A 25,968-nucleotide genomic window follows, 5' to 3' on the forward strand; every position below is an offset into this window, starting at 1 on the left:
TCACTCCCCTGTGAAGTCGGTACGGCTCTTCGCCCGGCGGGTGGCGGCCCGGTGGCGTTGCGCCACCGCCGCACGCCGGCCGGCCACCCGCTCCCGGGCAGCGGCCAACGGATCGGCGGCCGGGCCGGCGGCCAGGTGCTCGGCCAGTGCGCGCACGGTCGGGTACTGGAACAGCTCGACGAGCGTGACCGGCCGGCCGAGGGCGTCCCGCAGCGCAGCACGCAGCTCGGCCATCAGCAGCGAATGGCCGCCCAACTCGAAGAAGTTGTCCTGCACACCCACCCGCTCGATGCCGAGCAACCGGCTCCATGCCGCGGCGATGCTCCGCTCCAGGTCGTCGCGCGGGGCCTCGTATGGATTGGCCAGGTCGGGCCGGGACAGCTCCGGCTCGGGCAGCGCCGCGCGGTCCACCTTGCCGTTCGGCAGCAACGGGAAGGACGGCAGCGGGACGAAGACGGCCGGCACCATGTAGTCGGGCAGCCGCTGCCGCAGGTGGGCGATGAGCTTGCCCGCGGCGGGCAGTTCGTCGCCGGACAGATAGGCCACCAGCCGTTGGTCACCGCCGTGCGGCCGGGCGGTGACGATGGCCTCGCGGACGGCCGGATAGTCGGTGAGGACCTGCTCGATCTCGCCGAGCTCGATCCGGTGACCGCGGAGCTTCACCTGGTGGTCGAGCCGGCCCAGGTACTCGATGGCGCCGTCGTCGCGGAACCGCGCCAGGTCACCGGTCCGGTAGAGCCGGGTGCCGGGGGCCGGGTCGAACGGGTGCGCGACGAACCGTTCCGCGGTCAGCTCCGGCCGGTTGAGGTAGCCCCGGGCCAGGTTCCGTCCGCCGATGCAGAGTTCGCCGGCCACCCCGGCCGGCACCGGCTGCCGCAGGCGGTCGAGCACGTACATCCGGGTGTTGGCGATGGCGTGGCCGATCGGCACCGGTCTCGGATCGCCGTCACGGCGGCACGCCCAGGCGGTGACGTCGACGGCCGCCTCGGTCGGGCCGTAGAGGTTGTGTAGCTCGGCCGGTACCGCGGCGAAGAACTGTTCCTGGAGCTCACGCGGCAGGGCCTCGCCGCTGCAGATCACCCGGCGCAGGCTGGGGCACTCCGCCGCCCCCTCCTCGGCCACGAAGACCCGCAGCATCGACGGGACGAAGTGCACCGTGGTGATGCGCTCGCGGCGGATGGTCTCCACCAGGTAGCGGGCGTCGCGGTGCCCGCCCGGTACGGCCACCACCAGGCAGGCGCCGGTCATCAGCGGCCAGAAGAACTCCCAGACCGACACGTCGAAGGAGAACGGCGTCTTCTGTAGCACCCGGTCGGAAGCGTCGAGCCGATACTCGTCCTGCATCCACAACAGGCGGTTGCGGATGCCGGCGTGGACGTTCATCACCCCCTTGGGCCGCCCGGTGGAGCCGGAGGTGTAGATCACGTAGGCCAGGTCCGCGCCGTCCACCTCGACGCCGGGCGACGAGGCCGCTTCGCGGGCGAGGTCCTCGGCCGACTCGTCCACGCAGAGCACGTCCGCGTCGGGTCCCGGCAGCGAGGACGCCAGGCGGCGCTGGGTGAGCAGCACCGGCACCCGGGCGTCGGCCAGCATGAACGCGATGCGGGACTGCGGGAGACCGGGATCCAGCGGCAAATAGGCACCGCCGGCCTTGAGCGTGGCGAGCAGCGACACCACCATCTCGACGGAGCGCTCCATGCACACGCCCACCAGCACGTCGCGGCCCACGCCGAGCCGGCGCAGGCGGTGCGCGAGCTGGTTGGCGCGGCGGTCCAGTTCGGCGTAGCTGAGCCGCTCGTCCTGGAAGCGCACCGCCTCGGCGTCCGGTGTCGCCCTGGCCTGTGCCTCGAACTGCTCGTGGATCAGGCCGGCGCCGGGCCATTCACGGTGTCCGCCGTCGCCGAGCGCCAGGACCTCCCGCTGTTCGGGCTCGTCGAGCAGCGGGAGCCGGCCGATGGACCGGTCCGGGTCGGCGGCGATCCCGGCCAGCACCACCTGGAGGTAGTGGACGATGCGGCGGGCGGTGGCCTCGTCGAAGAGGTCGAGGCTGTACTCAAGCCGGCCGTGGACGCTGTCGCCGTCCTCGGCGAGCAGGAGTTCGAGGTCGAACTTTGCCGTGCCGGCGTCGACCGGCAGCGGTTCGACCCGCAGGCCGCCGCCGGTCCACGCCGGGAACGGGACGTTCTGCAGGGCGAACCCGACCTGGAAGATCGGCGTACGGGCCAGAGTGCGGTCCGGCCGCAGCGCCTCCACCAGCCGCTCGAACGCGACGTCCTGGTGCTCGTACGCGTCCAGGCAGACCTGCCGGACCCGCCGCAGCAGCTCGCGGAAGGTGGGGTCACCGGAGAGGTCGGTGCGCAGCGCCAGGGTGTTGACGAAGAGGCCGATCAGGGATTCCAGCTCGGGCAGCCGCCGGTTGGCCACCGGCGTGCCGACCACCACGTCCTCGGCGCCGCTGAGCCGGCCGAGAAGCACCTGGAAGGCGCCGGCCAGCACCATGAAGAGGGTGGCCCCCTCGGCGCGGCCGAAGGCGCGCAGGTCCCGTACCACCCCGGCGGGTACGGTCAGGTGGAGCGCGGCGCCCCGATAGCTCTTCGTCGGCGGCCGGGGCCGGGCCAGGGACAGGTTGAGTTCCGCGGGCGCCCCGCGCAGCTGTCGGACCCAGTAGTCCAGGCCGGCCGGGTCGGCGGGCCGCTCCTGCTGCCAGCGGGCGACGTCCGGGTACTGGACGTCGAGGGCGGGCAGCGGGCTCTGCGCGTCGGCGGCGTACGCGGCGTAGAGCGCCAGGACCTCGCCCAGCAGCACGCCCAACGACCACTGGTCGGAGACGATGTGGTGCATGGCGAGCAGCACCACCGCCTCGTCGTCGGTGCGGCGCAGCACCTCCCAGCGCAGCAGCGGCCCGTCGGCGAGGACGAACGGCCGGTCGAAGAAGCGTTCGGCGAGTTCGGCCTCCACACCGTCCGTGTTCTCGCGCACCACCAGCGCGGCCGGCGCCTCCGGACGCACCACGAGCCAGGGCCGGCCGTCGATCTCCGGGAACACCGCGCGCAGCGCCTCGTGCCGCCGCATCACCTCGTCGCAGGCGCGACGGAAGGCGGCGACGTCCAGGCGGCCACGCACCAACAGGGCGGCCGGCAGCAGGTAGGCACGACTGTCCGGGGCGAGCTGCGCCAGGAGCCACAGTCGCCGCTGGGCGGCCGCCAGCGGCACGGGCGCGGCCGGATCGGCGCGGCGCGGCACGACCGGTGCGCCGACGACCGGACCGGCCGCCGCCGGCCGGGCGCCGCGATCGCGCAGCTGGGCGGCGAGGGCGGCCACGGTCGGGTGCTCGAAGACCGCGCGCAGCGGCAGCTCTACGCCGACGACCGGCCGGAGCCGGGTCACGACCCGGGTAGCGAGCAGGGAATGTCCGCCCAGCGCGAAGAAGTCGTCGTCCAGACCGAGCCGCTCGACCCCGAGCAGCCGGGCGAAGACGTCGGCGACCACGTGTTCCAGAGCGTCGCCCGGGGCCCGGAAGGGGGTCTCCGAGCCGGAGCGGCCGTACTCCGGCTCGGGCAGCGCCGCCCGGTCGATCTTGCCGTTCGGGGTGAGCGGGAAGGCCGGCAGGTGGACGAAGGCCGCGGGCACCATGTACTCCGGCAGCCGCTCGCGCAGGAACGCCACGAGTTGGGCGGCCGGCACGTCGGCGGCGGCCAGATAGGCCACCAGCCGGGTGTCGCCGGCGTGCTCGCGGGCGGTGACCACTGCCCCGCCGACCGCCGGATGGGCGGACAGCGCCGCCTCGATCTCGCCGAGCTCGATGCGGAATCCGCGGACCTTCACCTGGTGGTCGATCCGGCCCAGGAACTCCAGGCTGCCGTCGGCTCGGCGGCGCGCCAGGTCGCCGGTGCGGTAGAACCGGCCGGCCGGGGCGGCGAGTTCGACGAACCGGTCGGCGGTGAGGTCGGGCCGGTTCAGATAGCCCCGCGCCAGCCCGGCGCCGCCGATGTACAGCTCGCCGGGGACGCCGGGCGGCACCAGCTGCCCCCGCCGGTCGAGGACGTGCAGGCCGGTGTTGGCAACCGGCTCGCCGAGCAGGATCGGACCGGGGAGGACCCGCCAGACCGCCGACCAGACGGTGGTCTCGGTCGGGCCGTACAGGTTCCACAGCTCCGCACCTCGCGGGCGCAGCTGGGCGGCGAGGCCCGGTGGCAGCGCCTCGCCGCCGCAGAGCATGCGCAGCCGCGGCGCGCCCGCCCAGCCGGAGTCGACCAGCATCCGCCAGGTCGACGGCGTGGCCTGCATGATCGTGACGCCGGCCCGGTCCAGCGCCCGCGCCAGCTCACGACCGTCGGCGGCCACGGTCCGCGACACCAGCACCACACGGGCGCCGGTCACCAGTGGCAGCAGTAGTTCGAGCACCGAGATGTCGAAGGAGAGGCTGGTGACGGCGAGCAGCACGTCGTCCCGGCCGAGCCCCGGACGATCCTGCATGGAACGCAGGAAGTTGTTCAGCGCGCGGTGCGGGATCTGCACGCCCTTGGGCCGGCCGGTCGACCCGGAGGTGTAGATCACGTAGGCGAGATCCTCGGCGGCGACCGCACCGGCCGGCGGATGCGCCGGCTGCCCGGCCAGCTCGCTCTCGATCGCGTCCAGGCACGCCACGACGGCGGTCCCGGCCGGAACCCTGTCGCGCGCCCCGGACCGGGTGAGCACCAACGGTGCCCGCGAGTCGTCGAGCATGAACTCCAGCCGCGCCCGCGGATAGTCCGGGTCCAACGGCAGGTAGGCGCCGCCGGCCTTGTGCACGGCCAGGATGGCGATCACGGTCTCCGGCGAACGCCGCAGGCAGAGGCCGACCAGCACGTCCCGGCCGACGCCCCGCCCGCGTAGCCAGTGCGCGAGCTGGTTGGCGCGCCGGTCCACCTCGGCGTAGGTGAGCGTGCGGTCCTCGAAACGGATGGCCTCGGCGTCGGGCGTCTCTCGCGCCCGGCGGGCGACCCGCCGGTGTGCCAGGTCGTCGACGGGCCAGTCGCACCGGCTCTCCGCGCCCAGGGCCAGCAGCGCCGCCCGTTCCTCGTCGCCGAGCAGTGCGAGCGCCCCGATCGGCGCGTCCGGGTCGGCCGCCGCGGCGGTCGCGAGCCGGCTCAGGTGGGCGGCCATCCGCTCGATGGTCGCGGCCTCGAACAGGTCGCTGTTGTACTCGATCAGCCCGCTCAGGCCGCCGTCGCCGTCGTCGACGAGTTGCAGCTCCAGATCGAATCGGGCCGTGTGGCTGCGCAGCGGAAGCCGGGCCATCTCCAGCCCGGCCACCTCGACGGTCGGCAGAGGTTGTGCCTGGTAGGCGAAGCTGACCTGGACCAGTGGGGGCCGGCCGAGGTCGCGTGCCGGCTTCAACTCCTCCACCAGCCGGTCGAAGGGAACCTCCTGGTGGGCGTACGCCCCCAGGCAGGCGTCCCGGACCCGGTCGAGCAGCTCGGCGAAGCTCGGGTCACCGGCGAGGTCGGTGCGGATCGGCAGGGTGTTGACGAAGAAGCCGATGAGTCCTTCCAGCCCGGCCCGGTCCCGGTTGGCGACCGGCACACCGACGACCACGTCGTCCTGCCCGGCGTAGCGGTGCACGAGGACCTGGAACAGGGCGAGCAGCACCATGAACGGGGTGGCCTCGCGTGCCTGCCCGACGGCGACGAGGTCCCGGACCGGACCGGCCGGGAGGTCGAAGTGCCAGGAGTCGCCGCGCGACGACGCCACCGGCGGGCGCGGATGGTCCAGCGGCAGCTCAAGCACCTGTGGGGCCCCGGCCAGGCGGGCGGTCCAGTAACGCAGGTCGTCGTCCCAGTTGTCCCGCTCGCGCCGCGCGACCTCGCCGTACTGGAACGGCAGTGGTGGCAATCCGGGCGGACGGCCCGCGCGGTGCGCGGCGTAGAGCGTGGCGAACTCCGCGAACAGCACGCTCACCGACCAGCCGTCGGCCACGATGTGGTGCAGGACGACGATCAGGCGGTGCTCCTCGTCGGCGACCCGCAGCAGCCGCAGCCGCAGCAGCGGCCCGGCCGCCAGGTCGAACGGGGTGCTGACGGCGACCGCCACCCGGTCCGCGAGGGCGTCGCCGGGCGCGGACCGCAGATCCTCCTCGCCGATGTCGACCGCCACGCCCGACGCCACCACCTGGACCAGTTCGCCGTCCCGTTCGACCACCGTGGTGCGCAGCGACTCGTGCCGGGCGACCAGGTCCGCGACGACGGCGCGCAGCGCCGCCCGATCGAGCGGACCGCGCAGCCGGACCGCCGCGGGCACCAGGTAGGCGGTGGTGCCGGGGGTGAGTCGTTCGAGGAACCAGAGGCGGCGCTGCATGGCCGAGAGCGGATAGGTCTTCTCCCGGTCGGCGAGACGCCTCGTGAGGCGTGCGCGCTGTTCCGGCGAGAGGCCGGCCAGCCGATCGCGCAGGCTCATCGCTCGTCCGCCTCGGCCAGCAGGGCCTGCCGCTCGTCGGCGGGCAGCCGCTCCAGCTCGGCGAGCAGCGCGTCCGTCGGGTCGTCGGTGGCTCGATCCTCCGCGGGAGGATCTTCCGCGTCGGCCAGCTGGGTCAGGATCTGCTCCGCCACCCGGCGGACCGACGCGCCCTTCAGCAGGCCGGCGATGGGCAGCGTGACGCCGAGCTGCGTCCGGATCTGGTTCCGCAGCACCATCGCCATCAGCGAGTCCAGGCCCAGCTCCAGGAAGGGCTGGTCGAGTCCGACCTGGACGGCGGAAACGGCGGCCTTGCGGCGGGGACCGGCGCCTGAGCCCAGAGCCACGCCGACCCCGCGGGCGAGGTGTCCGGCGAGAACGTCGAAACGCTCGGCCGGTGGCAACGCCAGCAGCGCCGCACGGGTGAGCAGCGGCTCCCCCGCCGGTACGGGCGCGGATGCGGGCGTCGGCGCGGGCAGGTCGGTCGCCGACGGCGATTCGTACCAGTGCCGGGTCCGCACGAACGGTGAGGTCGGCACCGGCACCCGGCTGCGCCGGTAGCCGCGGTCGAACCCGAGCCAGTCCACGTCGGTGCCGTGCCGGTACAGCTCGGCGAGCGTGCTCAGCAGGGTCTCCCAGTCGTCCACGCCCGCCCGCAGGCTCGGCAGGCGCAGCAGGTCGCCGCCCGGGCCGAGGTCGTCGAGCAGGGTGGCGTCCGGGCCGATCTCGACGAATCGGTGGTGCCCGAGACCTCGCAGCGTCGCCACGCCGTCGGCGAACCGCACCGGTCCACCTGCCTGCGCACTCCAGTGCTCGGCTCCCGGTGCCCGGTCCCAGGGCTTTAGCGCCCCGGTCAGGCTGGACACGAACGGGATACGCGGCGGCGCCTGGGCGATCTCGGCGACGGCCCGGCGGAAGGCGTCGAGCCCGGGTGCGCCGGCCTCGGCGAGCCGCGCCCGCTCGGTCACCAGCCGCAGCCCGCCCTCCAATTTGATCACTCCGGCGGCACAGGCTGCCGCCACCTCGCCCACGCCATGGCCGAGCACCGCGGCCGGCTCCACCCCCCAGGAGCGCCACAGCTGGGCGAGCGCGTACTCCACCGCGAACAGCGCCGGCTGCGCCCGGGTCGGACGGCGCAGGTCTGTCGCGTCCGGGCGCGCCGGGAACAACACCGGCAGCAGCGGATCGGAGAGCAGCTCGTGGCACCGCTCGATGGCCTCCCGGAACACCGGGGCGGTTTCGTAGAGGGTGCGCGCCATGCCGGCGCGCCCGGCGCGCTCGCCGCTGAACAGGAACGCGACCTCGGGGTCGCGGACCGAGGCGGGCGCGGGGTGCGCCATCGCCCCGGCGAGCGCCGCGTGCAGCTCCGCCGCCGTACCGCCCACCACCGCGAGCCGGTGGGCGAAGTGCATGCGTCCCGTGTTGGTCGACCAGCAGTGGTCCGCCACCCGCACGGACGCGGTCGCCCCGAGCAGCTCGCGGTGCCGGGCGAGGAGCGCGCGCAGGCCCTCCTCGCTGCGCGCGGACAGGGCGAGAACGGAGCGCGGCCGACGGTCGTCCGCCGCCACCGGCTGCCGCCGCGGGCCCTCCTCGACGAGCAGGTGGACGTTGGTGCCGCTCAGCCCGAAGCTGCTCACACCGGCGATCCGGCGGCCGTCTCGGGGTGCCCACTCGGTGAGCCGGGTCGGCACGGTGAACGGCGGGCGCTCCAGGCCGATGAGGGGATTCAGGCGCTCGAAGTGCAGGTGGGCGGGGATCGCCCGATGACGCAACGCCAGGATCACCTTGATCAGACCGGCCACCCCCGCGGCTGCCTCCAGGTGGCCGAAGTTGGTCTTCACCGAGCCGAGGTGCCACTCCGCGCCTGGTTCCGCCGGGTAGACCTCGGCCAGCGCCTCGGCCTCGATGGGGTCGCCGAGGGTCGTCGCGGTGCCGTGTGCCTCGATGTAGGAGACCTGGCTCGCCCTGACCCCGCTGGCGTCCAGGGCGCGGCGCAGCAGGTCGCGCTGGGAGAGCACGTTGGGTGCGGTGAGGCCGGTGCTGCGGCCGTCCTGGTTCATCGCCCCACCGCGGATCACGGCGAGCACGTCGTCGTCGGTGGCGAGCGCGTCGGAGAGGCGCTTGAGCACCACCATCCCGCAGCCTTCGCCGCGTACGAACCCGTTCGCCGCCGCGTCGAACGTCCGGCACCGGCCGTCCGGCGCCATCATCCCGAACTGGGAGAAGCCGATCGTGGCAAGCGGCGAGAGCATCACGTTGACTCCGCCGGCCAGGGCCAGGTCGCACTCGCCGGACCGAAGGCTCTGGCAGGCCAGGTGTACCGAGACCAGCGAGGAGGAGCACGCGGTGTCGACGGACACCGCGGGGCCGCGCAGGTCGAGGAGGTAGGCGAGCCGACCGGAAACGATGCTGTGCGCGTTTCCGGTCACCACGTACGGCGTGACCTCGTCGGGCCGGCGGAAGTTGCGAAGCGCGTAGTCGTTGCCGATCACGCCGACGAAGACGCCGGTGCGGCTGCCGGCCAGCCGGGCGTGCCCGGCGTGCTCCAGCGCCTCCCAGGCCACTTCAAGCACCAGCCGCTGGTTGGGATCCATCGCTTCGGCCTCACGCGGCGAGATGCCGAAGAACGCCGCGTCGAACTCGTCGATCCGGTCCAGGAAGCCGCCCCAGCGGGTGGTCATCGTCCCCGGCTGGCCCACCTCGCCGCGGTAGAAGGCGTCGACGTTCCAGCGGTCCGGTGGGACCTCCTGGATCGCGTCCACGCCGTCGGCGAGCAGGCGCCAGCACGAGTCGGCGTCCACCACGCCACCCGGGAAGCGGCAACCGAGGCCCACCACGGCGATCGGCTCGTTTCGCTGTTCGCGGGCCGCGGCCAGGTCGCGTTGCAGCTGGTCGATCGCCAGGAGAGCGCGTTTCAACGTGGCGGCAGAGGTGTCCGGAGCGGTCATCTCAGGCTCTTTCGTCGGCGGTGTCATGGCGGGTCCCCTCGATGGCCTGGAGGCGTTCCAGGAGTAGCGCCTCGACGTCGCTGTCGCTCAGCGCCGCGACGTCGAGGACGGGCTCGGACGCTGCGGGCGGCACTGGCGGTGCGGGCGGCGTGGCGTCGTCGACGAGCGCCGCCTCCAGGGGTATCCCCATCTGCTCGGCGAGGAACGGCGCGAGCGCGTCCACGGTGGGGTATCGCCAGGCGAGCGTGGCCGGCAGCGGCGCGCCGACGAGAGTCTCCAGTCGTCTCCGCAATTCCAGCGAGAGCAGTGAGTCGAAGCCCATGCCGGCGAGTGGGACGGTGGTGTCCACCCGCTCGGGGTCCAGCTTCAGCACGCGGCCGACCTCTTCACGGCAACGGCTGACGAGCAGATCGCGGCGGCGGCGGCCCGGCTGCACCGCGAGCAGCGCCCGGTGCAGGTCGTCGCGCCGCTTTCCTTCCGCGACCGGCGCCGGCCCGGCCGGCGGCAGATCCTGCTGCGCCTCGGGCAGCTCGCGCAGCAGGGGCCGGGGCCGCGCGGCGGCGTACGCGGGGGTGAACAGCGACCAGTCCACGTCAGCCACCACGGTGGTGGGCCGGTCCGTACCGAGCGCGCGGTCCAGCTCGGCCAGGGCCGGCTCGACCGGCATCAGCCGCAGGCCGCGGCGGGCCAGCTCGTCTTCGTGCGCGTCATGGGCCTGCCCGGCCGCCCATGGGCCCCATTGCACCGACAGCGCCGGCAGTCCCCGAGCGTGACGGTGTTCGGCGAGCGCGTCGAGGTAGGCGTTCGCGGCGGAGTAGGCACCTTGGTGCCCGCTGCCCCACACCCCGGTGATCGAGGAGAACAGGACGAAGGCGTCGAGCGGGCCGGCCAGCAGCTCGTGCAGGTGCAGCGCGCCGACGTCCTTTCCCGCGACGACGTGTCGCAGGTCGGCCGCGGTGGTCTCGGTGAGCGGCCGGACCAGCGAGACGTCGCCCGCGACGTGGAACACGGAGCGGACCGGGTCGCCGCCGGTGGACAACCGGTCGAGCAGCGCGGCGAGTGCCGCCCGGTCGGCCAGGTCGCAGGCGGCCACGGTGACCCGGGCACCGAGCGCGGCCAGCTCGGTCTCCAGGTCCGCGACGCCGGGCGCGGCCGGGCCGCGCCGGCTGGTGAGCACCAGGTGTTCGGCGCCGGCGCGGGCGAGCCAACGGGCCAGCTCGGCGCCGAGCGTGCCGGTACCACCGGTGATGAGCACCGTCCCACGGGGTCGGTGGGCCGGCGGGGCCGGCTCGCCGGTGGCCGAGCGCACCAGCCGGCGGGCGAAGAGCCCGGCCGGCCGCACCGCGAGCTGGTCCTCGTCCGCCGGGCCGCCCAACGCCACGGCCAGTCGCTCCACGGCGGTCCCGTCGAGCGTGCCGCCGACGTCGATCAGCCCGCCCCACCGCTGCGGGTGTTCCAGGCCGATCACCCGGCCCAGTCCCCAGGCGAGCGCCTGCGCCGGGTGCTCGACCGGGTCGGCCGGACCGGTGGACACGCCGCCCCGCGTGATCAGCCACAGCGGAGCGGTCACCGCGGCGTCGACCAGGGCCTGTGCCAGGGCGAGGGTCCGGGCGGCGCTGTCGGGCAACGGCGCGTCCGTGACGGCCAGCAGGGACACCACGCCGCGGGGCGGCTCGGGCGAACGCCGCAGTGCCGCGGCGAGCGACGCCCGCTCCGCGCCCGCGACCGGCACCTCGACGACGACCCCGCCCTGCCCGGCGAGCGCCGCGCGAACCGCGTCGGCGAGGTCGGCGCCGGCCGGGGTGCCCGGGGTGACCAGCAGCCAGGTGCCGGACAGCGGCGTCGCCCCGGTCACCGGCAGCGGCGTCCAGGTGACGCGGTAGCGCCAGGACCGGGCGTCGGCACGGTCGCGCGCCGCCCGACGCCAGGCGGCCAGGGCGGGAAGCACGGTGGCGAGGGCGGCGCGCTGGGCCGTGTCGGCAAGTCCCAGCACCCCGTGCAGCGTGTCCAGGTCACCGTCCTCCACCGCCTGCCAGAGCGTGTGGTCGGCCGGCGGGACGGCGGCCTCGTGCTCCACCCAGCAGCGTTCCCGTTGCCACGGGTAGGGCGGCAGGGACACCACCGGTGGAACCGCGCCGTACAGACGGGTCCAGTCGACCGGCAGGCCGGCGCAGTAGAGCCCGGCGAGCTCGCCGAGCAGCGCGGCGCGGCCCGGCTGGTCGCGGTGCAGTGAGGCGACCACCGTGCCGGGCTGCTCGCGGAGGTCGAGCTTCTCGGCGAGTGCGCCGACGAGCATCGGGTGGCCGGAGATCTCGACGAAGGTGTCGTGCCCGGTCGCCAGCAGGTTGTCCACGGCACGGTCGAACAGCACCGGCTGACGCAGGTTCGTCGCCCAGTAGCCGGCGTCCATGGCGGACCCGTCGACCGGCTCGCCGGTGACGGTGGAGACCAGGGTACGGGTGGCCGGCCCCGGGGCGAGGCCGGCCAGCGCGTCGCGCAGCACGGTCTGCAACGGCTCCATCTGCGGGCTGTGTGAGGCGTAGTCGACGGATTCCAGGACCCGGCAGAAGACGCCCTCCGCGTCCAGGAGGTTGGCCAGTCGCTCCACCGCCGCGGTCTCGCCGGAGATGACCGTCGAGGTGGGGCCGTTCCCGGCGGCCGCCGAGACGAGACCGTCGTCGAGCCGGGCCAGGATGTTCCGGGTCTCGTCGTAGGACGCCCCGACGACGGCCATCTTGCCGCGTCCGATCACCGTGCGGATCACCCGGCCGCGGTGCACGGCGACCCGAAGGGCGTCGTCCAGGCCGAGGGCACCGGCGACGTGCGCCGCGGCGATCTCGCCGACGCTGTGCCCGACCACCGCGGCCGGCTCGACGCCCCAGGACCGCCACAGGGTGGCGAGCGCGATCTGGAGCGCGCAGGTGGCCGGCTGCACCACACCCGGGTCGGCGAGCCGGGACCGCTCCGGCGCGACGGTGAGCTGCTCGACCAGCGACCAGTCGACGTGCCGGCGCAGCGCGGCGTCGCAGCGGCGCAGCGCCTCCCGGAAGACCGGTTCGGTGTCCAGCAGATCGGCGGCCAGCGGCCACCAGCGCGGGCCCTGTCCGGCGAAGACGAACACCGGCCGGGGCCGGCGGCCGGCCCATCGGACGCCGGCGATCAGACCGGGGTGGTCGGCGCCGCGGGCGAAGGCGGCGAGCGCCTCGCCCAGCTCGGCCGCCGACCCGCCCACACAGGCCAGTCGCGCTGCGTGGTGGGTACGCCGGACCGCGGCGGCCGCGCAGTACGCCGCGACGGCGGATTCGGCTCCGGGCTCGGTCAGCCGGGCCGCATGCCGGGCGGCGAGTTCGCGCAGCGCCGCGTCGGTGGACGCCGAGACGGTGAGCAGGAGGGTACGGCCGGCGACGGCCCGTTCGGCCGGGGCGGCCGGCGGGGCCTCCTGGAGCACCAGGTGACAGTTGGTGCCGCCGAAGCCGAACGAGCTCACACCGGCCAGCGCCGGACCGTCGCCGGTCGGCCACGGCCGCGCGGTGTCCGCGACCCGCAGCGCCAGTTGTTCGAAGGGGACGTGCGGGTTCGGCTCGCGGAAGTGCAGGCTGGCCGGGATGCGGCGATGACGCAGCATCAGGGCCACCTTGATCAGGCCGGCGATGCCCGCCGCGGCCTCCAGGTGCCCGAGGTTCGACTTCACCGACCCGATCAGGCAGGGTCGCGCGGGGTCGCGGCGCGCGGAGACGACGGCGGCGAGCGCCTTCGCCTCGATCGGGTCGCCGAGCAGCGTGCCGGTGCCGTGCGCCTCGACGTAGTGCACGTCGCCGGGCGCGACGCCGGACCGGGCGTACGCGGCGCGGATGACCGCTTCCTGGGCGTGCGGGTTCGGCGCCATCAGCCCGTTGGTCCGGCCGTCCTGGTTGACCGCGCCGCCGCGGATGACGGCGTAGATCGCGTCGCCGTCGCGCACCGCCTGGGCGAGCGGCTTCAGCACCACGATGCCGGCGCCCTCGGCGCGGACATAGCCGTCGGCGCGCGAGTCGAAGGGCTTGCACCGCCCGTCGCCGGCCATCGCGCCGGCCCGGGTGAAGTTGATGGCCAGCGCCGGGGAGAGGATGAGATTCACCCCGCCGGCAAGGGCGAGGGTGCAGTCGCCCTGCGCGATGCTGGCGCAGGCCTGCTGCACGGCGACCAGCGAGGACGAGCAGGCCGTGTCGACGGCGAGGCTCGGCCCGTGCAGGTCGAAGAGGTAGGAGAGGCGGTTTGCGGCGATGCTGAGGGCGTTGCCCGTGCCTGTGTGCGCGTCGATCCGGTCGAGTCGCTGGAACTGTAGGTGCGCGTAGTCGTTGGTGGCGATGCCGACGAAGACCCCGGTGGCCGAGCCGGCGAGCTGTTCCGGCACGATGCCCGCGTCCTCCAGCGCCTCCCAGGCGACCTCGGCGAGCAGGCGCTGCTGGGGATCCATCCGGGCGGCCTCGCGCGGGGAGATGCCGAAGAAGGCGGGGTCGAAGCCCTCGACGCCGCCGGGCAGGAACCCACCCCATCGGCTGGCGTCGAAGTCCTCGGCCCGCCAGCGGCCGGCGGGCACCTCGGTCACGGCGTCCCGGCCCTCGGTGAGCAGTCGCCAGTACTCCTGCGGTGTGTCGGCGCCACCGGGGAAGCGGCAGCCGATGCCGATCACCGCGATCGGCTCCGGACCTCGCGTGCGCGGTGGTGCGGGCGTCGGCTCGGCAGCCGCGGCCCGGTCGCCGGCCAGGAACGCGGCCAGGGCTTCGACCGTCGGGTACTCCCAGGCGAGGGTGGCCGGCAGCGCCCGGCCGGACCACTGCTCCATCTCGCCGACCAGTCCGATCAGGTCCACCGACTGGAGGCCGTAGGTCGCTATCGGACGCTTCGGGTCGAGTGACCCGGGATCGAGGCGCAGCCGCGTGCCGAGTTCCCGCAGGATCCGCTCCTCCAGCTGTTCCCGGCTCAGGCGTACGGCCGCCCCGGTCGACCGCGCCACGACGGTCAGCGAGCCGTCCAGGTATGCCTGCCTACCGGCGAACCGCTGTAGCTTGCCGCTCGATGTCTTCGGGATGCTGCCCGCCTTGACCAGCACGATGTCGTGGACCTGTAGCCCGTGCTCCGTGGCGACCGCGGCCCGGACGGCGGCGAAGACCTCGCCGGCGTCGAGGCGGGCGGCGCTGACGTTGACCGCCTGCACCACGACGAGCCGCTCCTCGTCGCCGGAGTCCACCGAGAAGGCGATCCCGGCGCTGCGGCGCAGTGCCGGATGGGCCTCCTCCACGGTGCGCTCGATGTCCTGCGGGTAGTGGTTCCGGCCGGCGATGATCACGAGGTCCTTGATCCGGCCGGTCACGTAGAGCTGGCCGTCGTCGAGGAAACCGAGATCGCCGGTGCGCAGGAACGGGCCGCCGCCGTCGGCGAGCTGGGCGCCGAGCCGTTCGGCAGTCTCTTCGGGGCGGCCCCAGAAGCCGCGCGCGACGCTCGGTCCGGCCACCCAGATCTCGCCCACCCGGCGTTCCGGCAGTGGTGTCCGTTCGTCGGGGGCGGTCACCACGAGCCGGTGCCCGGCGATGACCGGACCGCAGCCGACGAGGGTCCGGGCGGCGGCGCCGGCCTCGGCCAGTTCGATCCGGTTCCGTTGCAGCGCGTCGGCCCGGACCCGCAGCAGCGACGGCTCGGAGGCGCGCGTCCCACCGGTGACCAGCAGCGACGCCTCGGCCATCCCGTAGCAGGGGTAGAACGCGGCGCGGCGGAAGCCGCTGGGGGCGAAGGCGTGGGCGAATCGGTCCAGCGTCGCGGCCCGGACCGGCTCCGCGCCGGAGAAGGCGACCTGCCAGTTGCTGAGGTCGAGCTCGGCACGCTCAGACTCAGGGATCTTCGCGACGCACAGGTCGTAGGCGAAGTTGGGTCCGCCGGCATGCGTGGCCCGCAGGTCGGCGACCGCGCGCAGCCACCGGGCGGGCCGTTTCAGGAAGGCCAGGGGCGACATGAAGGTCACCGGAAGCCCTCGGTAGGCCGGTTCCAGCAGCCCGCCGATGAGGCCCATGTCGTGGTACGGCGGTAGCCAGATCACGCAGCTCGGGTCCCGATCGTCGGCGTCGAAGAACCGGTCGTCGATGGCGGCCAGGTTGGCGAGCAGATTGGCGTGACTGAGCATGACGCCCTTGGGGCTTCCGGTGGAACCGGACGTGTACTGGAGCAGGGCCAGGTCGTCGCCGCGCACCCCCGGATGTCGCCACTGCCCCGCCATGGCGTCGTCCACTTCGTCCACCGCGATCCACGGCAGCCTGCCCGCCTCCGGGACGAGGGCGACAAGGTGCTCACTGATCCCGGCGTCCGCGGCCGGGGCGAGAACGGCCGCCGGAGCGGCGTCGCGGAGCACACCGGCCAGACGGGGCAGCATCCGGGCGAGCAGGCCCGGGTCCGGTGGGTAGGCCGGGACCGGCACGACGCCCGCGTAGAGGCAGCCGAAGAACGCCGCCACGTAGTCGAGCCCGGGCGGGCAGAGGATCAGCGTCCGGTCGCCCTTCGTCGTACGCTCGCGCAACGCGACCGCGATGGCGCGGGCCCGGCGGTCGAGGGCGGCGCCGGTGAGGACCTGCGCCGGGCCCTCGCCGTCGACCAGGAACCGGTAGCAGGGCAGGTCGGAACGGCGGCGCAGGACGGTACGGAAGCGATCGACGAGCGTCTCGTCCGAGGACGCTGCTGCCATCACACACTCCACTTCTCGCGGGGTCCACCGGGCCGCCGCGGTCAGGCCAGGGCGGCGCCCCACAGTTCGGCGCGGTCCAGTTCGCCGTCGGCCAGCGGGCCTTCGGTCGCCGTGACGACGAAACTCTCCCGGGCGACCACGTCCACCCGGTGGCGGCGGAGCCGCTTCTGGATGCCCTTGGCGGCGGAGCCGGCGAAGAACCCCGTCCCGGTGACGGTGTCGAAGGTGGCGGCGCGGCCGCTGAACCCGGTGGGCAGCCGGTCCAGCCACTCCGCCACGCCGGTGGCGGCCGGGTTGCCACCTCTCGTCGCGGCCTGCCTGCGCGACGCCGGCCCGGGAAGGCCCATGTTGTGCGTGGGCGCGCCGACCAGCAGCAGGTCCACGCCGTCGAGCGTGGGCGCGGAGGCGGCCTCGGCGACGATCACCTCGGCACCCGTGGACCGGAGTCCGGCGGCCACCGCGTCGGCGACCCGGGACGTGTTGCCGAAGCACGACTCGGTGACGATCAGGACGTTCATCTCGACTCCTCGCTGCGGGACATCGGGTGCCGGGCCTGCGACGAACGCCGCCGGAGCAGCTCGGCCGCGCCGACGGCGACGAGCGTGCCGAACACGACCAACGGCAGATGCAGGATCCAGCTGTTCCAGGCGTGCGCGTGCCGGAAAACATCGTCAAGCGTGTCCATCGCACCTTCTGCGAGCGAGGGGTGATCAGCGACAGGAGCGACGGCAGGCGCTCACGACCAACGACCGCGAGTCCGAGACGCCCCAACCCCCAGTCCACTCAGGACCGGCGTCCTCGGATGCCAGTTGCATCCCCGTTGATGTGACTGTCGACCGCGCGAAAGGCGGTGTCAACGCATCGGGAGCGACACCGACGCCGCTACGGGCTGTAGTCGACCGCATGCGGAACGTCCATTCCCGCTGCTCGTACGCATTGTCACTGTCGCGTCACGAAGCGCGTGTGCAACATGCGCAACAAGATCATCTCCTGTCGGAATCCACCCGCTCAGCGGATATTGAACTGACCGACAGCCGATCCGGGCCATCCGAACGTCCGAGGCACCCACCACTAAAGACGATCCGGCCACGCGACCCGATCATGCGGGGCGACCGGCCGAAGGACCCTCGACAGTGGACCGATGGGCCCTGCGGCCACAGCGCGCCGGGGGAAATCATGGAGACGCATCCATCGAGCCGACTCTTGAGGAAGGTCACCATGACACGCTCGGCCCACCGCTTCACTCGGCCACGAGCGTCCACCACTCAGATCGGGCGGTCGTTATGAGCGGTTCGTCCACCCCGACCCCGGAGAACGCCGTCGCCCTGGCCGCCGCCCGGCAGGCCGACTCGATCCGCCGCCGGCAACGCGTTCTCGATGCCCTCCAGCACGTTGCGACCCACGGCGGTGACACCACCATCAGCCGTGTCGCGCGCATCGCCCGGGTGCACCGCACCTTCATCTACCGTCACCCCGATCTGCTGGCCCAGGTGCGGTCGCTGGATCGAGACGAGCGCCTGCCAGGTCAGTCCCCCGGAAGGGAAGTTCGATCGCATGGCAACGGATAACAACTGCGCCGTCATCGGAAGCGGCATCTTCGGCATCCAGGCGGTCCGCGAACTCACGCGCCGGGGGACCTTTGTAGACTGGTACTCGTCGGATCCGGAACCGGGTGGAATCTGGCAGCCCATGCCGTGGGGCAAGACCCGCGAAAGCACCGAGCTGGTGAATCCGGGGTGGTGCATCGCCCCCGAACTCAGAATGAAGCCAACCGTGACGGTTCAGGAGTTTCGCGCCCTCCTGAGGTCCTGGTCCGACGAGCGTGCCGACCTCCAGCAGAGACGTTTCCTCACCCGCGTCGACAGTGTCGTGGAGCACGACTCACACGTGTGCGTGTCGACCTCTCACGGCGAGACAGCGTACGCATTCGTCGTCGTTGCGACGGGTCACTACGGGGCCCCGCACATCCCAATCGATCGGACGGGGGACAACTGCTACCACGCCGCCACCCTGCATGACCTGTCGCGCATCGAACCCGACCAGTCGGTCCTCGTGGTCGGCGGCGGACAGAGCGGGGTGGAGATCTGCGAGGAGATCATCGAGGATCGGCCCGACATCCGACTCTCGTGGTGCACCGGGCGCAGGGTGCGACTGATATCCCGGCACTCCCCCCTCGCCATGCTGGGGACGTGCGTGCGATATTCCACGAGAGGTGAACCGCCGCGCGGATTCGTGATCACCAAGAGCCCTGCCACGGTCTCGACCCACTGCACGATCATGCCGATCCGTGCCCTCCAGGTCGATGGAGATCGAGTTGAGTTCTCCGACGGGAGTGTTCAGAAATTCGACCACATCATCGCTGCGACCGGGTACGCGTCACCGGTCGGCCTCGACTTCCCCGCCCCGGATCGGGCCGGGACCAAGGGCATGCGTCTCTCCCCACGCCATCGGATCGCCGCCCTGAACTACGACGGCGACGGCTGCGGGGGCGCCTCGATGCGTTGTGCCCGCAAGCAGGCAACTGCGGTTGCCCGCCTCTTCGCGCACGTGCAGGGAGCGAAGGAGTCGCCGGCGTGATCGCAAGTTGCCCCAGCCCACGCCTCCGGGCTCGGATCCCTCCCGACACATGATTGTGCTCGGGGACGTGAACCGCACGGTCGGCCCGCGCGTCAAGGAGGCATGCCAGAACAAGAGTGGGAGTTGCCGAGCGGGATCTCCAACAGCACGCTGCGCCGTGTCCAGCAGGCGCTGGACAGGGACTTCCGTGTCGCCATAGACAACAATCGCGCGGATCGCCGGGCCGGTCGCGGGCTGGCCGGCGGGCTGAAGGCGCCGAACACCAGGGCCCAGACGAGGCAGATCCGCGCCGGCACGGCCGCCCTGGTCAACGACCGCCTGAAGGAGGGCTGGTTCGGGCCGGCGCGCGTCGCGTTGAACTGGCTCTTGCGGCGGTTCCGCAGGAGCGAGGGCCGTGAGGCGGCGCCGACGGCCGATCACCGTGGAGATTACCCGGCGCCCGATCACCGCGGGCAGTACGGGGCAGCCGATCACCGCGGGCAATACTCGGCGCCCGACAACCGTGGGGAGTATTCGGCGGCCAGCGAGCACCGGCGGCGCTCGCTCACCTCTGAACAGGTGGAGAGGTGGAAGGAGGTGCTCGCCACCGCAGAACCGGACGCGTATGAGAAGCGTGTCGTCGAAAGCGCCATCGCCGCCGCGTACCTCGTCGCCCACAACCGGGACCTGCAACAGCTCTACCAGAAAGACCCCCGGGAGATGCAGAGTCTCGCAGAGATCATCGTGGCGGCTGACCGGATCGCCGACCAGTACCCGCCTCGACCCACCAACCAGTCGTTTGGTCCGCCCCCGCAGCCCGCGTTCGGCGGCGAGTTCATGGGGCACCGTCCCGTCGCCTCGGCGACGCCGTCTCCGCAGCAGAACGGCCCCGGAGAATGGCAGGCGCGCGAACCGGCAGTCAACCTCAGGTCAACGGCGCGCGCCGCAGCCATGACGACAGTCACGCGGTCCATCTCAGCGGCGTCAGACACCAGCCGGGACTCGTCGCCGACGCGTCGGGACACGCCGAGGAAATCCCGCCGCAGGTGACACCGATGCCGCTCTCCCGTCACACATATCATGACGCCCGGCCGGTGGCAGGTGCGGTCACCGCGGCTGGAGCAGCCCACGTTCGGCCATGAAGGCTCGCAACGTCTCGGCGTCCTCAGCCGACATCAGGCGACGTGGGATCACGGTTGCCGGCATCCGGCCGACGTACACGATCCAGAACTCCGGGGTGTCCCTGACCTGGGCGACCCCGTCCCAGGCGATGCCGCCGGACTCCGAGCCGCTACGCATCATGATGTTGTCGTCGGTGATGTCGTAGGCGCCCTCGACCGCGTAGCGACCGGAGCGGCGTCGGGCGCGCAGCCGTACCCACGGCCAGTACAGCATCGCCAGCAGGCCACCCACGACCATCGCCATCCACAGCGGCGAGATCTGCTCGCCCCACGCGTGGCGTCGGGAGACGGCGAAACCGATCGCCCCGACCGCCGTCAGCACCGCGCCGACAAGTCCGTACCTGCGCAGCTGACCGCTGCTGAGCGCAGCGGCCACCCGGCCCGGGTAGGCGGGATCGGCTGGTACGGCAAAACGGATGTGCACGCCAGAACGATAGTCCCACCCGTCTCCGGGCAGCGCCTGACTCGCGCCCCGCTGGCCGGAACAGCGCATAGAATCTGGCGGACAAGCGCCCCCGGACAAGAGGGATCCGTCGTGACGCGTTCGACGACGTTCCTGCTGGAGAGCCTGCTCCGGGCCGGGATGCGGGATGTCGTCGCAGTGGAGCCGGCCACGGGTGGGGTCGCGGCGCTCGCGGGCATCGCCACCCGCCGGGACGCGCCATCGGTGTTCGTCAAGGCCCTCGTCGACGCGCCGGCCGACGAGGTCTTCGTCGCGGAGGCCGAGGGGCTGGCCGCCCTGCGCGAGTTCGGCGGCGTGACGACACCCGAGGTGATCCTGGCGGACCGGGAACTGCTCGTGTTGTCGCTGCTGCGGCCGAGACCGCGCTGCGAGACCTTCTGGGAGCAGTTCGCGCATGCGCTGGCCCGCCTGCACACCAGCACGACCCACCCGCGCTTCGGTTGGCACCGCGACAACTGGCTGGGCCGCCGCCGGCAGACCAATACCTGGGAGGACGACGGCTTTGCCTTCTTCACAGAGCACCGGCTGCTTCGATGGCTCGGGGAGCCCCGCGTCGAGGCGGCACTCGACCCGGCAGACCGGGCGGCGTTGGAGCGCCTGTGCCAACGCCTGCCCGACCTGCTGCCGGACCGACCGGCCTGTCTGACGCACGGCGACCTGTGGGCACAGAACATCCTGGCCACCCCGGACGGGCAGCCCGCGGTGATCGACCCGGCCGTGTCCTACATGTGGGCCGAGGTCGACCTCGCCCACGTGTGGTCCACCTCGCCACCGCCCGAGGCGCACCGGTTCTTCGAGGTCTACGCGGAGCTGACCGCCCTCGACGACGACTGGCGGGCCCGCGTGCCGATTGTTCAACTGCGACAGCATCTCGCCGTGCTGGCCCAGTTCGACGACGACTGGGGCGCGGCCGACCGGATCCGTGCCACCCTTGCCCCGTTCCGGACGCGGGCCCGAGCAGAGGCCGGAGGGCTGACCACCGGAACCTCGCGCATGGTGCCTTCGGAGGCCGGGTTGCGCGCGGACTGTGCGCGGTGCTTCGGGCTCTGCTGCGTCGCCCCCGCCTTCGCCGCGTCGGCCGACTTCGCGCTCGACAAGCCCGCCGGGCAGCCGTGCCGCAACCTGCTTCCCGACTTCGGCTGCGGCATCCACGCCGAACTCCGCGACCGGGGCTTTCCGGGCTGTACCGTCTTCGACTGCTTCGGCGCGGGACAGCGGGTCGCCCAGCAGACCTTCGGCGGGCGGGACTGGCGGGCCGCGCCGCAGACCGCCCGGCAGATGTTCGACGTCTTCGCGGCGATGCGTCCACTGCACGAGCTGCTCTGGTATCTGACCGAGGCGCTCGCCCTGCGCCCGCCGGTCGAGCTGCGTGAAGAACTGTCCGCCGCGCTCGCCGAGACCGATCGGCTGGCCTCCGGCAGCGCCCGGACACTGCTCTCACTCGACGTCGACGCGCACCGTGGCAGAGTCAACGCGCTGCTGTCGCGTACCGGTGACCTGGCCCGGGCGCGCGACGGCGGCGCCGGGGCCGACCACCGTGGGGCCGCCCTGGTCGGCCGCGACCTGCGCCGCATCGACCTGCGCGGGGCGAACCTGCGCGGCGCCCTGCTGATCGGGGCCGACCTGCGCGGCGTGGAGCTGACCCGGGCCGACCTCACCGGCGCCGACCTGCGGGCCGCCGACCTGCGCGGCGCCGACCTGTCCGGTGCCCTGTTCCTGCACCAGTCACAGGTCGACGCCGCCCGTGGCGACCGCCGCACCCGACTGCCGGCCCGGCTCCGCCGCCCGGCCCACTGGTCGGCGCTGCCGCTCGCTGCGCACCGGCCGTCGCGGCGACCGCCGCCGGGCCGGCACGTTGCCCGCCACCCCCCGTCGTAGCGGCGGGCGATCGTCAGCCGGGGTACGGCGCCACGGCGCGTGCCGTGCGGAGCGCCGTCGCCCACCAGCGCAGCCCGGCGAGGAGGGTGCCGAGCGCCTGTTCGGCCCGCTGCGGGTCACGCGGACCGCCACCTGCGCCGTCGAAGTGCTCCCACACATTGGCGAAGGCGACCGTGTGCCGCAGCGTGACGGCGTGCAGTTCGGCGAAGACCAGGCGCAACTGTTCGACCGCGCGCAGCCCACCGGAGGAGCCGCCATAGCAGACGAAACCCACCGGCTTGGCCCACCACTGCTGGTTCGCGCCGTCGATCGCGGTCTTCAACGGCCCCGGGTACCCGTGGTTGTACTCGGGGGTGAGCACCAGGTAGGCGTCGGCCTGGCGGACGCGGTCGGCGAAGGCGGGCGCGTCGCCGCTGCCGTCCTGGCTCGGCGGCAGCGCCAACCCAGCCAGGTCGATCAGGTCGAGGTCGAGGTCGGTGTGGCATTTCAGGTGGGCGAGCAGCCAGTCGGCGACCTGCGGCGCCACCCGCTCGGCGCGGACGCTACCGATGATCACCGCCAGCCGGATCGGGACGTCGGACACGTGGATCACCTCTCGGTACGGGATGCGATGGTCGGTGCCGCGGCCGGCGGGGACAACGCCGCGAGGTCCGCCGGGCAGAGGTGGACGCCCAGCGCGGCGAGCACCTCGCCCAGCGCGACGTCGGCGACGGTACGGGTGACGCTGGCGCCCTCGGCCGGCTCGACGGTGTAATCCCGACCGATCAGCCGCCGGACCTGGTCGTCGTCCTTGCGCACCACGACGAGCCGACCGACGAACGGGGAGCCGGGACTGGTCGCGGTGAGATGGTTGGCGCCTGCCACGTCGACCGGGTACGTCACCTCGTCGACCAGCGTGTAGAGGGTCTCCCAGCCGTCGGGCCGGTGCTGCTGGAGCCGCCAGCCGCCGTCGTCGCCGCGCCACGTGCGCAACCGCCACCGCCCCTGCCGGTGCACCTGCGCGTGGGTCAACGGCACCGGTTCGAGCAGCCCGGCACCGAACCCCGGGTCGGCCAGCCACACGGCGTCGCCGAACTGGACCCGCACCACCAGATGCGAGCGGGGACGGGGGTGCACGGCCGGGTCGCCGGTACGGGTGAGGGTGCGGGTGACGGCGAAGCCGAGGCGTTCCAGCACCGCCGCGAAGAGCAGACCGTGCTCGAAGCAGTAGCCGCCGCGCCGCTGCCCGACCAGCTTGGCCCCGATCGCGGCCAGGTCGACGCTGACGCCCCGGCCCAGCGGGATGTCGAGGTTCTCGAACGGGATCGCCGCCACGTGTGCCCGGTGCAGCGCGGTCAGGGTCGGCACGGTCACCTCGGTGCCCGCCCGGTAGCCGATCCGGGTCAGGTATCCGGGCAGGTCGAGCGGTTCCCGCTGCCACCCGTCGTCCGGCCCGCCGGCCGCGATCCCCACCGGCTCGCCGATCGTGCTCTGCATGTCGGGACCGTACGATGTGGAAACGCTTACACCGCAAGACCCGGGCCGGGCCGGATTCAGGCGCTCTGCCGGTGCACCAGCGTGGAGGGGTGCAGGACCGCCTGGTCGGCGGTGGCGGTACCACCGAGCAGGCACCGCACGGCGCTGACCGCGATCCGCTCCACCGGATGGGTCGCCGTGGTCAACGGTGGCTGCCCCAGCGCGGCCAGCGGCACGTCGTCGAAACCGACCACGGCCACGTCCTCGGGCACCCGCCGCCCGGCCTCCGCCAGCGCCCGCAACGCGCCCAGCGCGGTGGCGTCGGTGATCGCCACGATCGCGTCGGTGTCGGGCCAGTCGCGCAGCACCCGCCGCGCGCCGGCCGCACCGGTGTCCAGGCTCAGCCCCCGATCGCGGTACGCGCCGGCAGCCCGTGCTCCCGCAGGCACGCCCGGTACGCCGCCAGCGGCTGCCGCATGCTCGGCACCCAGGTCGGCCCGGTCAGCATGGCGATCCGCCGGCGACCGGCGGCGATCAGGTGACGCAGGCTGGCGGCCATCGCCGTCCGGGTGTCCACGTCGTGCGAGGCGACCCGGCCGAAACCGGGGCCGATCGCGGCGACCCGGCCGCGCAGCGCCTCGGGCACGGCGTCGAGCAGTTCGGCGTCGTGGTTGACCAGCACCACACCGTGTATGCCACGGTCGCGGGCGGCCTCGACGACCGGTGCCGGCTCACCGGGGCGGATCCACCGCACCGACACCCCGAGGCCGTGCTCGTCGGCCTCCCGGGCCGCGGCGCTGACCAGCCGGGTGGCGTACTGGTCGGTGAGCATCTCGGCCCGAACCGCGACCATGCCGATCAGCACCCGGTGCCCGCGCCGGCTGGCCAGGGAGACGGCCAGCGGATTCGGCACGTACGAGAGTTCGGCGGCGGCCCGCCGCACGTCCGCGAGCGCCTGGGCGGAGACGGGACCGTTCCCGTTGAGCGCCCGCGAGGCGGTGGCGATCGAGACGCGCGCCGCGCGGGCCACGTCGGCGAGGGTCGGCTGGGAGGGCCGCGATCGCGCCACTGGTTGCTCCGGTTCTGCCGGTGTCGGTCGCTCCATCGTGCCCGATGCGCGCCTGTCGCATCGGGCACGAGCTCAGCGGCGGGCCGTGGCCGCCCGCGCCTCGGTCATCCCCTGGTTGGCCAGCGCGTCGGCGCGCTCGTTCTCCGGATGACCGTTGTGCCCCTTCACCCACAGCCAGGTGACCCGGTGCTGGGCGCAGGCCGCCTCCAGCCGCTGCCACAGGTCGGCGTTCTTCACCGGCTGCTTCGCCGCGGTCCGCCAGCCGTTGCGTTTCCAGGAGGCCAGCCAGCTGGTGATGCCGTTGCGCACGTACGTGCTGTCGGTGTGCAGCTCGACCGTGACCGGGCGGGTCAGGCTCTCCAGCGCCTCGATGGCGGCGGTCAGCTCCATCCGGTTGTTGGTGGTCGGGGTCGCCTCACCACCGCGCAGTTCCCGCTCGTGGCTGCCGTAGCGCAGCACCGCGCCCCAACCCCCCGGCCCGGGATTGCCGCTGCACGCGCCGTCGGTCCAGATCTGCACCACCCGGCCGGCCGCCTCGTCCACCATGCGACAAACCTACCGAAGCCTCCCCCGCTTGCGGGAAACTGGGCACCCGCCCGGCCCGGCGCGCGGCTATGGTTGGCCGGATGAGCGGGCCCGTCGCCGAGGGACAGCTGGTGATCCGCCCGGCGGAGCCGGGCGACGTCGAGGTGCTGCACCGGTTCATCGTGGAGCTGACCGAGGCCGAGGAGTTCCCCGGCGAGGTGACCGCAGAACCTGCGGACGTGGCGCAGGCACTGTTCGGGGCGCGACCGGTCGCCGAGGCGGCGGTGGCCACGATCGACGGCGAGCCGGTCGGCTTCGCGCTGTACTACTCGACCTACAGCAGCGTGGTCGGTCGGCCCGGCATCCACCTGGACGACCTCTACGTCCGGCCGGAGCACCGCGGCGACGGGGTCGGCCGGGCCCTGCTGACCCACCTGGCCGAGCTGGCGGTGCGGCGCGGCTGCGGTCGCCTGGAGTGGTGGGTGCTGCGCACCAACGACCCGGCCCTGCGCTTCTACCGGCGGCTACACGCCCGCACCCTCGACGAACTCGACGTGCTACGGCTGGACGGGGAGCGGCTGCACGCGCTGGCCGCGCAGGCCCGCGACCGATCCGGCGCCCCGCGCCCGGCCGACACCCGCCGCTGACCCCTCCGCGCCGGAGGCCACGCCGCCCAGATCGGCAACGGGTCGACACGGCGACGGGTCGACACGGCGACGGGTCGACACGGCGACGGGTCGCACGGCCCT

Annotated in this window: 16 protein-coding genes and 1 pseudogene; 5 read left to right on the plus strand and 12 right to left on the minus strand. The window is 73.4% G+C overall.

Annotation, left to right across the window (positions count from 1 at the left end):
• The 6 genes from ACQPYA_RS16475 to ACQPYA_RS16500 form a co-directional block, all read right to left on the minus strand.
• Positions 1-6,435, minus strand: a complete 6,435-nt coding sequence (locus ACQPYA_RS16475) for an amino acid adenylation domain-containing protein (RefSeq protein ID WP_433527969.1) — start codon at positions 6,433-6,435, stop codon at positions 1-3.
• Positions 6,432-9,380, minus strand: coding sequence for a type I polyketide synthase (locus ACQPYA_RS16480; RefSeq protein WP_433527970.1), 2,949 nt, complete (start codon positions 9,378-9,380; stop codon positions 6,432-6,434). The genes ACQPYA_RS16475 and ACQPYA_RS16480 overlap by 4 nt, the downstream gene beginning before the upstream one ends.
• A gap of 1 nt (position 9,381) precedes the next feature.
• Positions 9,382-16,092 carry an SDR family NAD(P)-dependent oxidoreductase gene (locus ACQPYA_RS16485; RefSeq protein WP_433527971.1) on the minus strand — a complete coding sequence of 2,237 codons (6,711 nt, stop codon included), beginning with the start codon at positions 16,090-16,092 and terminating at the stop codon, positions 9,382-9,384.
• Positions 16,093-16,133: 41 nt separating this feature from the next.
• The gene (locus tag ACQPYA_RS16490; protein WP_433527972.1) at positions 16,134-16,610 is read right to left on the minus strand and encodes a flavodoxin family protein; all 477 of its coding nucleotides are present in this window, start codon (positions 16,608-16,610) and stop codon (positions 16,134-16,136) included.
• Positions 16,607-16,777, minus strand: a complete 171-nt coding sequence (locus ACQPYA_RS16495) for a hypothetical protein (protein ID WP_433527973.1) — start codon at positions 16,775-16,777, stop codon at positions 16,607-16,609. Before ACQPYA_RS16495 ends, ACQPYA_RS16490 begins: the two co-directional genes overlap by 4 nt.
• A 580-nt stretch (positions 16,778-17,357) precedes the next feature.
• Positions 17,358-17,675, minus strand: a complete 318-nt coding sequence (locus ACQPYA_RS16500; RefSeq protein WP_433527974.1) for a hypothetical protein — start codon at positions 17,673-17,675, stop codon at positions 17,358-17,360.
• Here ACQPYA_RS16500 and ACQPYA_RS16505 point away from each other — a divergent pair.
• Together ACQPYA_RS16505 and ACQPYA_RS16510 are read left to right on the plus strand one after the other, a co-directional pair.
• On the plus strand, positions 17,647-18,669 hold the full coding sequence (locus tag ACQPYA_RS16505) for an NAD(P)-binding domain-containing protein (protein ID WP_433527975.1): 1,023 nt from the start codon (positions 17,647-17,649) through the stop codon (positions 18,667-18,669). The two genes, ACQPYA_RS16500 and ACQPYA_RS16505, sit on opposite strands and share 29 nt — an antisense overlap.
• 102 nt (positions 18,670-18,771) lie before the next feature.
• Complete coding sequence (locus ACQPYA_RS16510; protein ID WP_433527976.1) at positions 18,772-19,698, plus strand: hypothetical protein; 927 nt, start codon at positions 18,772-18,774, stop codon at positions 19,696-19,698.
• A 57-nt stretch (positions 19,699-19,755) separates the two neighbouring features.
• Here the strand turns inward: ACQPYA_RS16510 and ACQPYA_RS16515 are convergent, their stop codons facing one another.
• Positions 19,756-20,253: a YcxB family protein gene (locus tag ACQPYA_RS16515; protein ID WP_433527977.1), complete on the minus strand. Its 498-nt coding sequence runs from the start codon at positions 20,251-20,253 to the stop codon at positions 19,756-19,758.
• A 159-nt stretch (positions 20,254-20,412) separates the two neighbouring features.
• Here ACQPYA_RS16515 and ACQPYA_RS16520 point away from each other — a divergent pair.
• Both ACQPYA_RS16520 and ACQPYA_RS16525 read left to right on the plus strand, forming a co-directional pair.
• Positions 20,413-21,138 (plus strand): annotated as a pseudogene (locus tag ACQPYA_RS16520) (fructosamine kinase family protein); the annotation flags it as partial.
• A gap of 147 nt (positions 21,139-21,285) precedes the next feature.
• Positions 21,286-22,170, plus strand: a complete 885-nt coding sequence (locus ACQPYA_RS16525; RefSeq protein WP_433533516.1) for a pentapeptide repeat-containing protein — start codon at positions 21,286-21,288, stop codon at positions 22,168-22,170.
• A 13-nt stretch (positions 22,171-22,183) separates the two neighbouring features.
• Here ACQPYA_RS16525 and ACQPYA_RS16530 read toward each other — a convergent pair whose 3' ends face one another.
• The 5 genes from ACQPYA_RS16530 to rnhA form a co-directional block, all read right to left on the minus strand.
• The gene (locus tag ACQPYA_RS16530) at positions 22,184-22,753 is read right to left on the minus strand and encodes an NADPH-dependent FMN reductase (protein WP_433527978.1); all 570 of its coding nucleotides are present in this window, start codon (positions 22,751-22,753) and stop codon (positions 22,184-22,186) included.
• A 5-nt stretch (positions 22,754-22,758) separates the two neighbouring features.
• The gene (locus ACQPYA_RS16535) at positions 22,759-23,646 is read right to left on the minus strand and encodes an arylamine N-acetyltransferase family protein (protein ID WP_433527979.1); all 888 of its coding nucleotides are present in this window, start codon (positions 23,644-23,646) and stop codon (positions 22,759-22,761) included.
• 56 nt (positions 23,647-23,702) lie between these two features.
• Positions 23,703-24,116: a substrate-binding domain-containing protein gene (locus tag ACQPYA_RS16540; protein ID WP_433533517.1), complete on the minus strand. Its 414-nt coding sequence runs from the start codon at positions 24,114-24,116 to the stop codon at positions 23,703-23,705.
• Positions 24,026-24,694, minus strand: a complete 669-nt coding sequence (locus ACQPYA_RS16545) for a LacI family DNA-binding transcriptional regulator (RefSeq protein WP_433527980.1) — start codon at positions 24,692-24,694, stop codon at positions 24,026-24,028. Before ACQPYA_RS16545 ends, ACQPYA_RS16540 begins: the two co-directional genes overlap by 91 nt.
• 72 nt (positions 24,695-24,766) lie before the next feature.
• Positions 24,767-25,240, minus strand: a complete 474-nt coding sequence (rnhA, locus tag ACQPYA_RS16550; protein WP_433527981.1) for a ribonuclease HI — start codon at positions 25,238-25,240, stop codon at positions 24,767-24,769.
• Positions 25,241-25,320: 80 nt separating this feature from the next.
• Between rnhA and ACQPYA_RS16555 the strand changes: the two genes are divergently transcribed.
• Positions 25,321-25,866 carry an N-acetyltransferase family protein gene (locus ACQPYA_RS16555; protein WP_433527982.1) on the plus strand — a complete coding sequence of 182 codons (546 nt, stop codon included), beginning with the start codon at positions 25,321-25,323 and terminating at the stop codon, positions 25,864-25,866.
• The last annotated feature ends 102 nt before the right edge of the window (positions 25,867-25,968 follow it).

This window comes from Micromonospora sp. CA-263727, from assembly GCF_050942455.1.
Classification (GTDB): Bacteria; Actinomycetota; Actinomycetes; order Mycobacteriales; family Micromonosporaceae; genus Micromonospora.

Bases quoted from the DNA above. Each gene is read 5' to 3' on its own strand.
- ACQPYA_RS16475 (WP_433527969.1), bottom strand. From the start codon at position 6,435: ATGAGCCTGCGCGATCGGCTGGCCGGCCTCTCGCCGGAACAGCGCGCA.
- ACQPYA_RS16480 (WP_433527970.1), bottom strand. From the start codon at position 9,380: ATGACCGCTCCGGACACCTCTGCCGCCACGTTGAAACGCGCTCTCCTG.
- ACQPYA_RS16485 (WP_433527971.1), bottom strand. From the start codon at position 16,092: ATGGCAGCAGCGTCCTCGGACGAGACGCTCGTCGATCGCTTCCGTACC.
- ACQPYA_RS16490 (WP_433527972.1), bottom strand. From the start codon at position 16,610: ATGAACGTCCTGATCGTCACCGAGTCGTGCTTCGGCAACACGTCCCGG.
- ACQPYA_RS16495 (WP_433527973.1), bottom strand. From the start codon at position 16,777: ATGGACACGCTTGACGATGTTTTCCGGCACGCGCACGCCTGGAACAGC.
- ACQPYA_RS16505 (WP_433527975.1), top strand. From the start codon at position 17,647: ATGGCAACGGATAACAACTGCGCCGTCATCGGAAGCGGCATCTTCGGC.
- ACQPYA_RS16500 (WP_433527974.1), bottom strand. From the start codon at position 17,675: ATGACGGCGCAGTTGTTATCCGTTGCCATGCGATCGAACTTCCCTTCC.
- ACQPYA_RS16510 (WP_433527976.1), top strand. From the start codon at position 18,772: ATGCCAGAACAAGAGTGGGAGTTGCCGAGCGGGATCTCCAACAGCACG.
- ACQPYA_RS16525 (WP_433533516.1), top strand. From the start codon at position 21,286: ATGGTGCCTTCGGAGGCCGGGTTGCGCGCGGACTGTGCGCGGTGCTTC.
- ACQPYA_RS16535 (WP_433527979.1), bottom strand. From the start codon at position 23,646: ATGCAGAGCACGATCGGCGAGCCGGTGGGGATCGCGGCCGGCGGGCCG.
- rnhA (WP_433527981.1), bottom strand. From the start codon at position 25,240: ATGGTGGACGAGGCGGCCGGCCGGGTGGTGCAGATCTGGACCGACGGC.
- ACQPYA_RS16555 (WP_433527982.1), top strand. From the start codon at position 25,321: ATGAGCGGGCCCGTCGCCGAGGGACAGCTGGTGATCCGCCCGGCGGAG.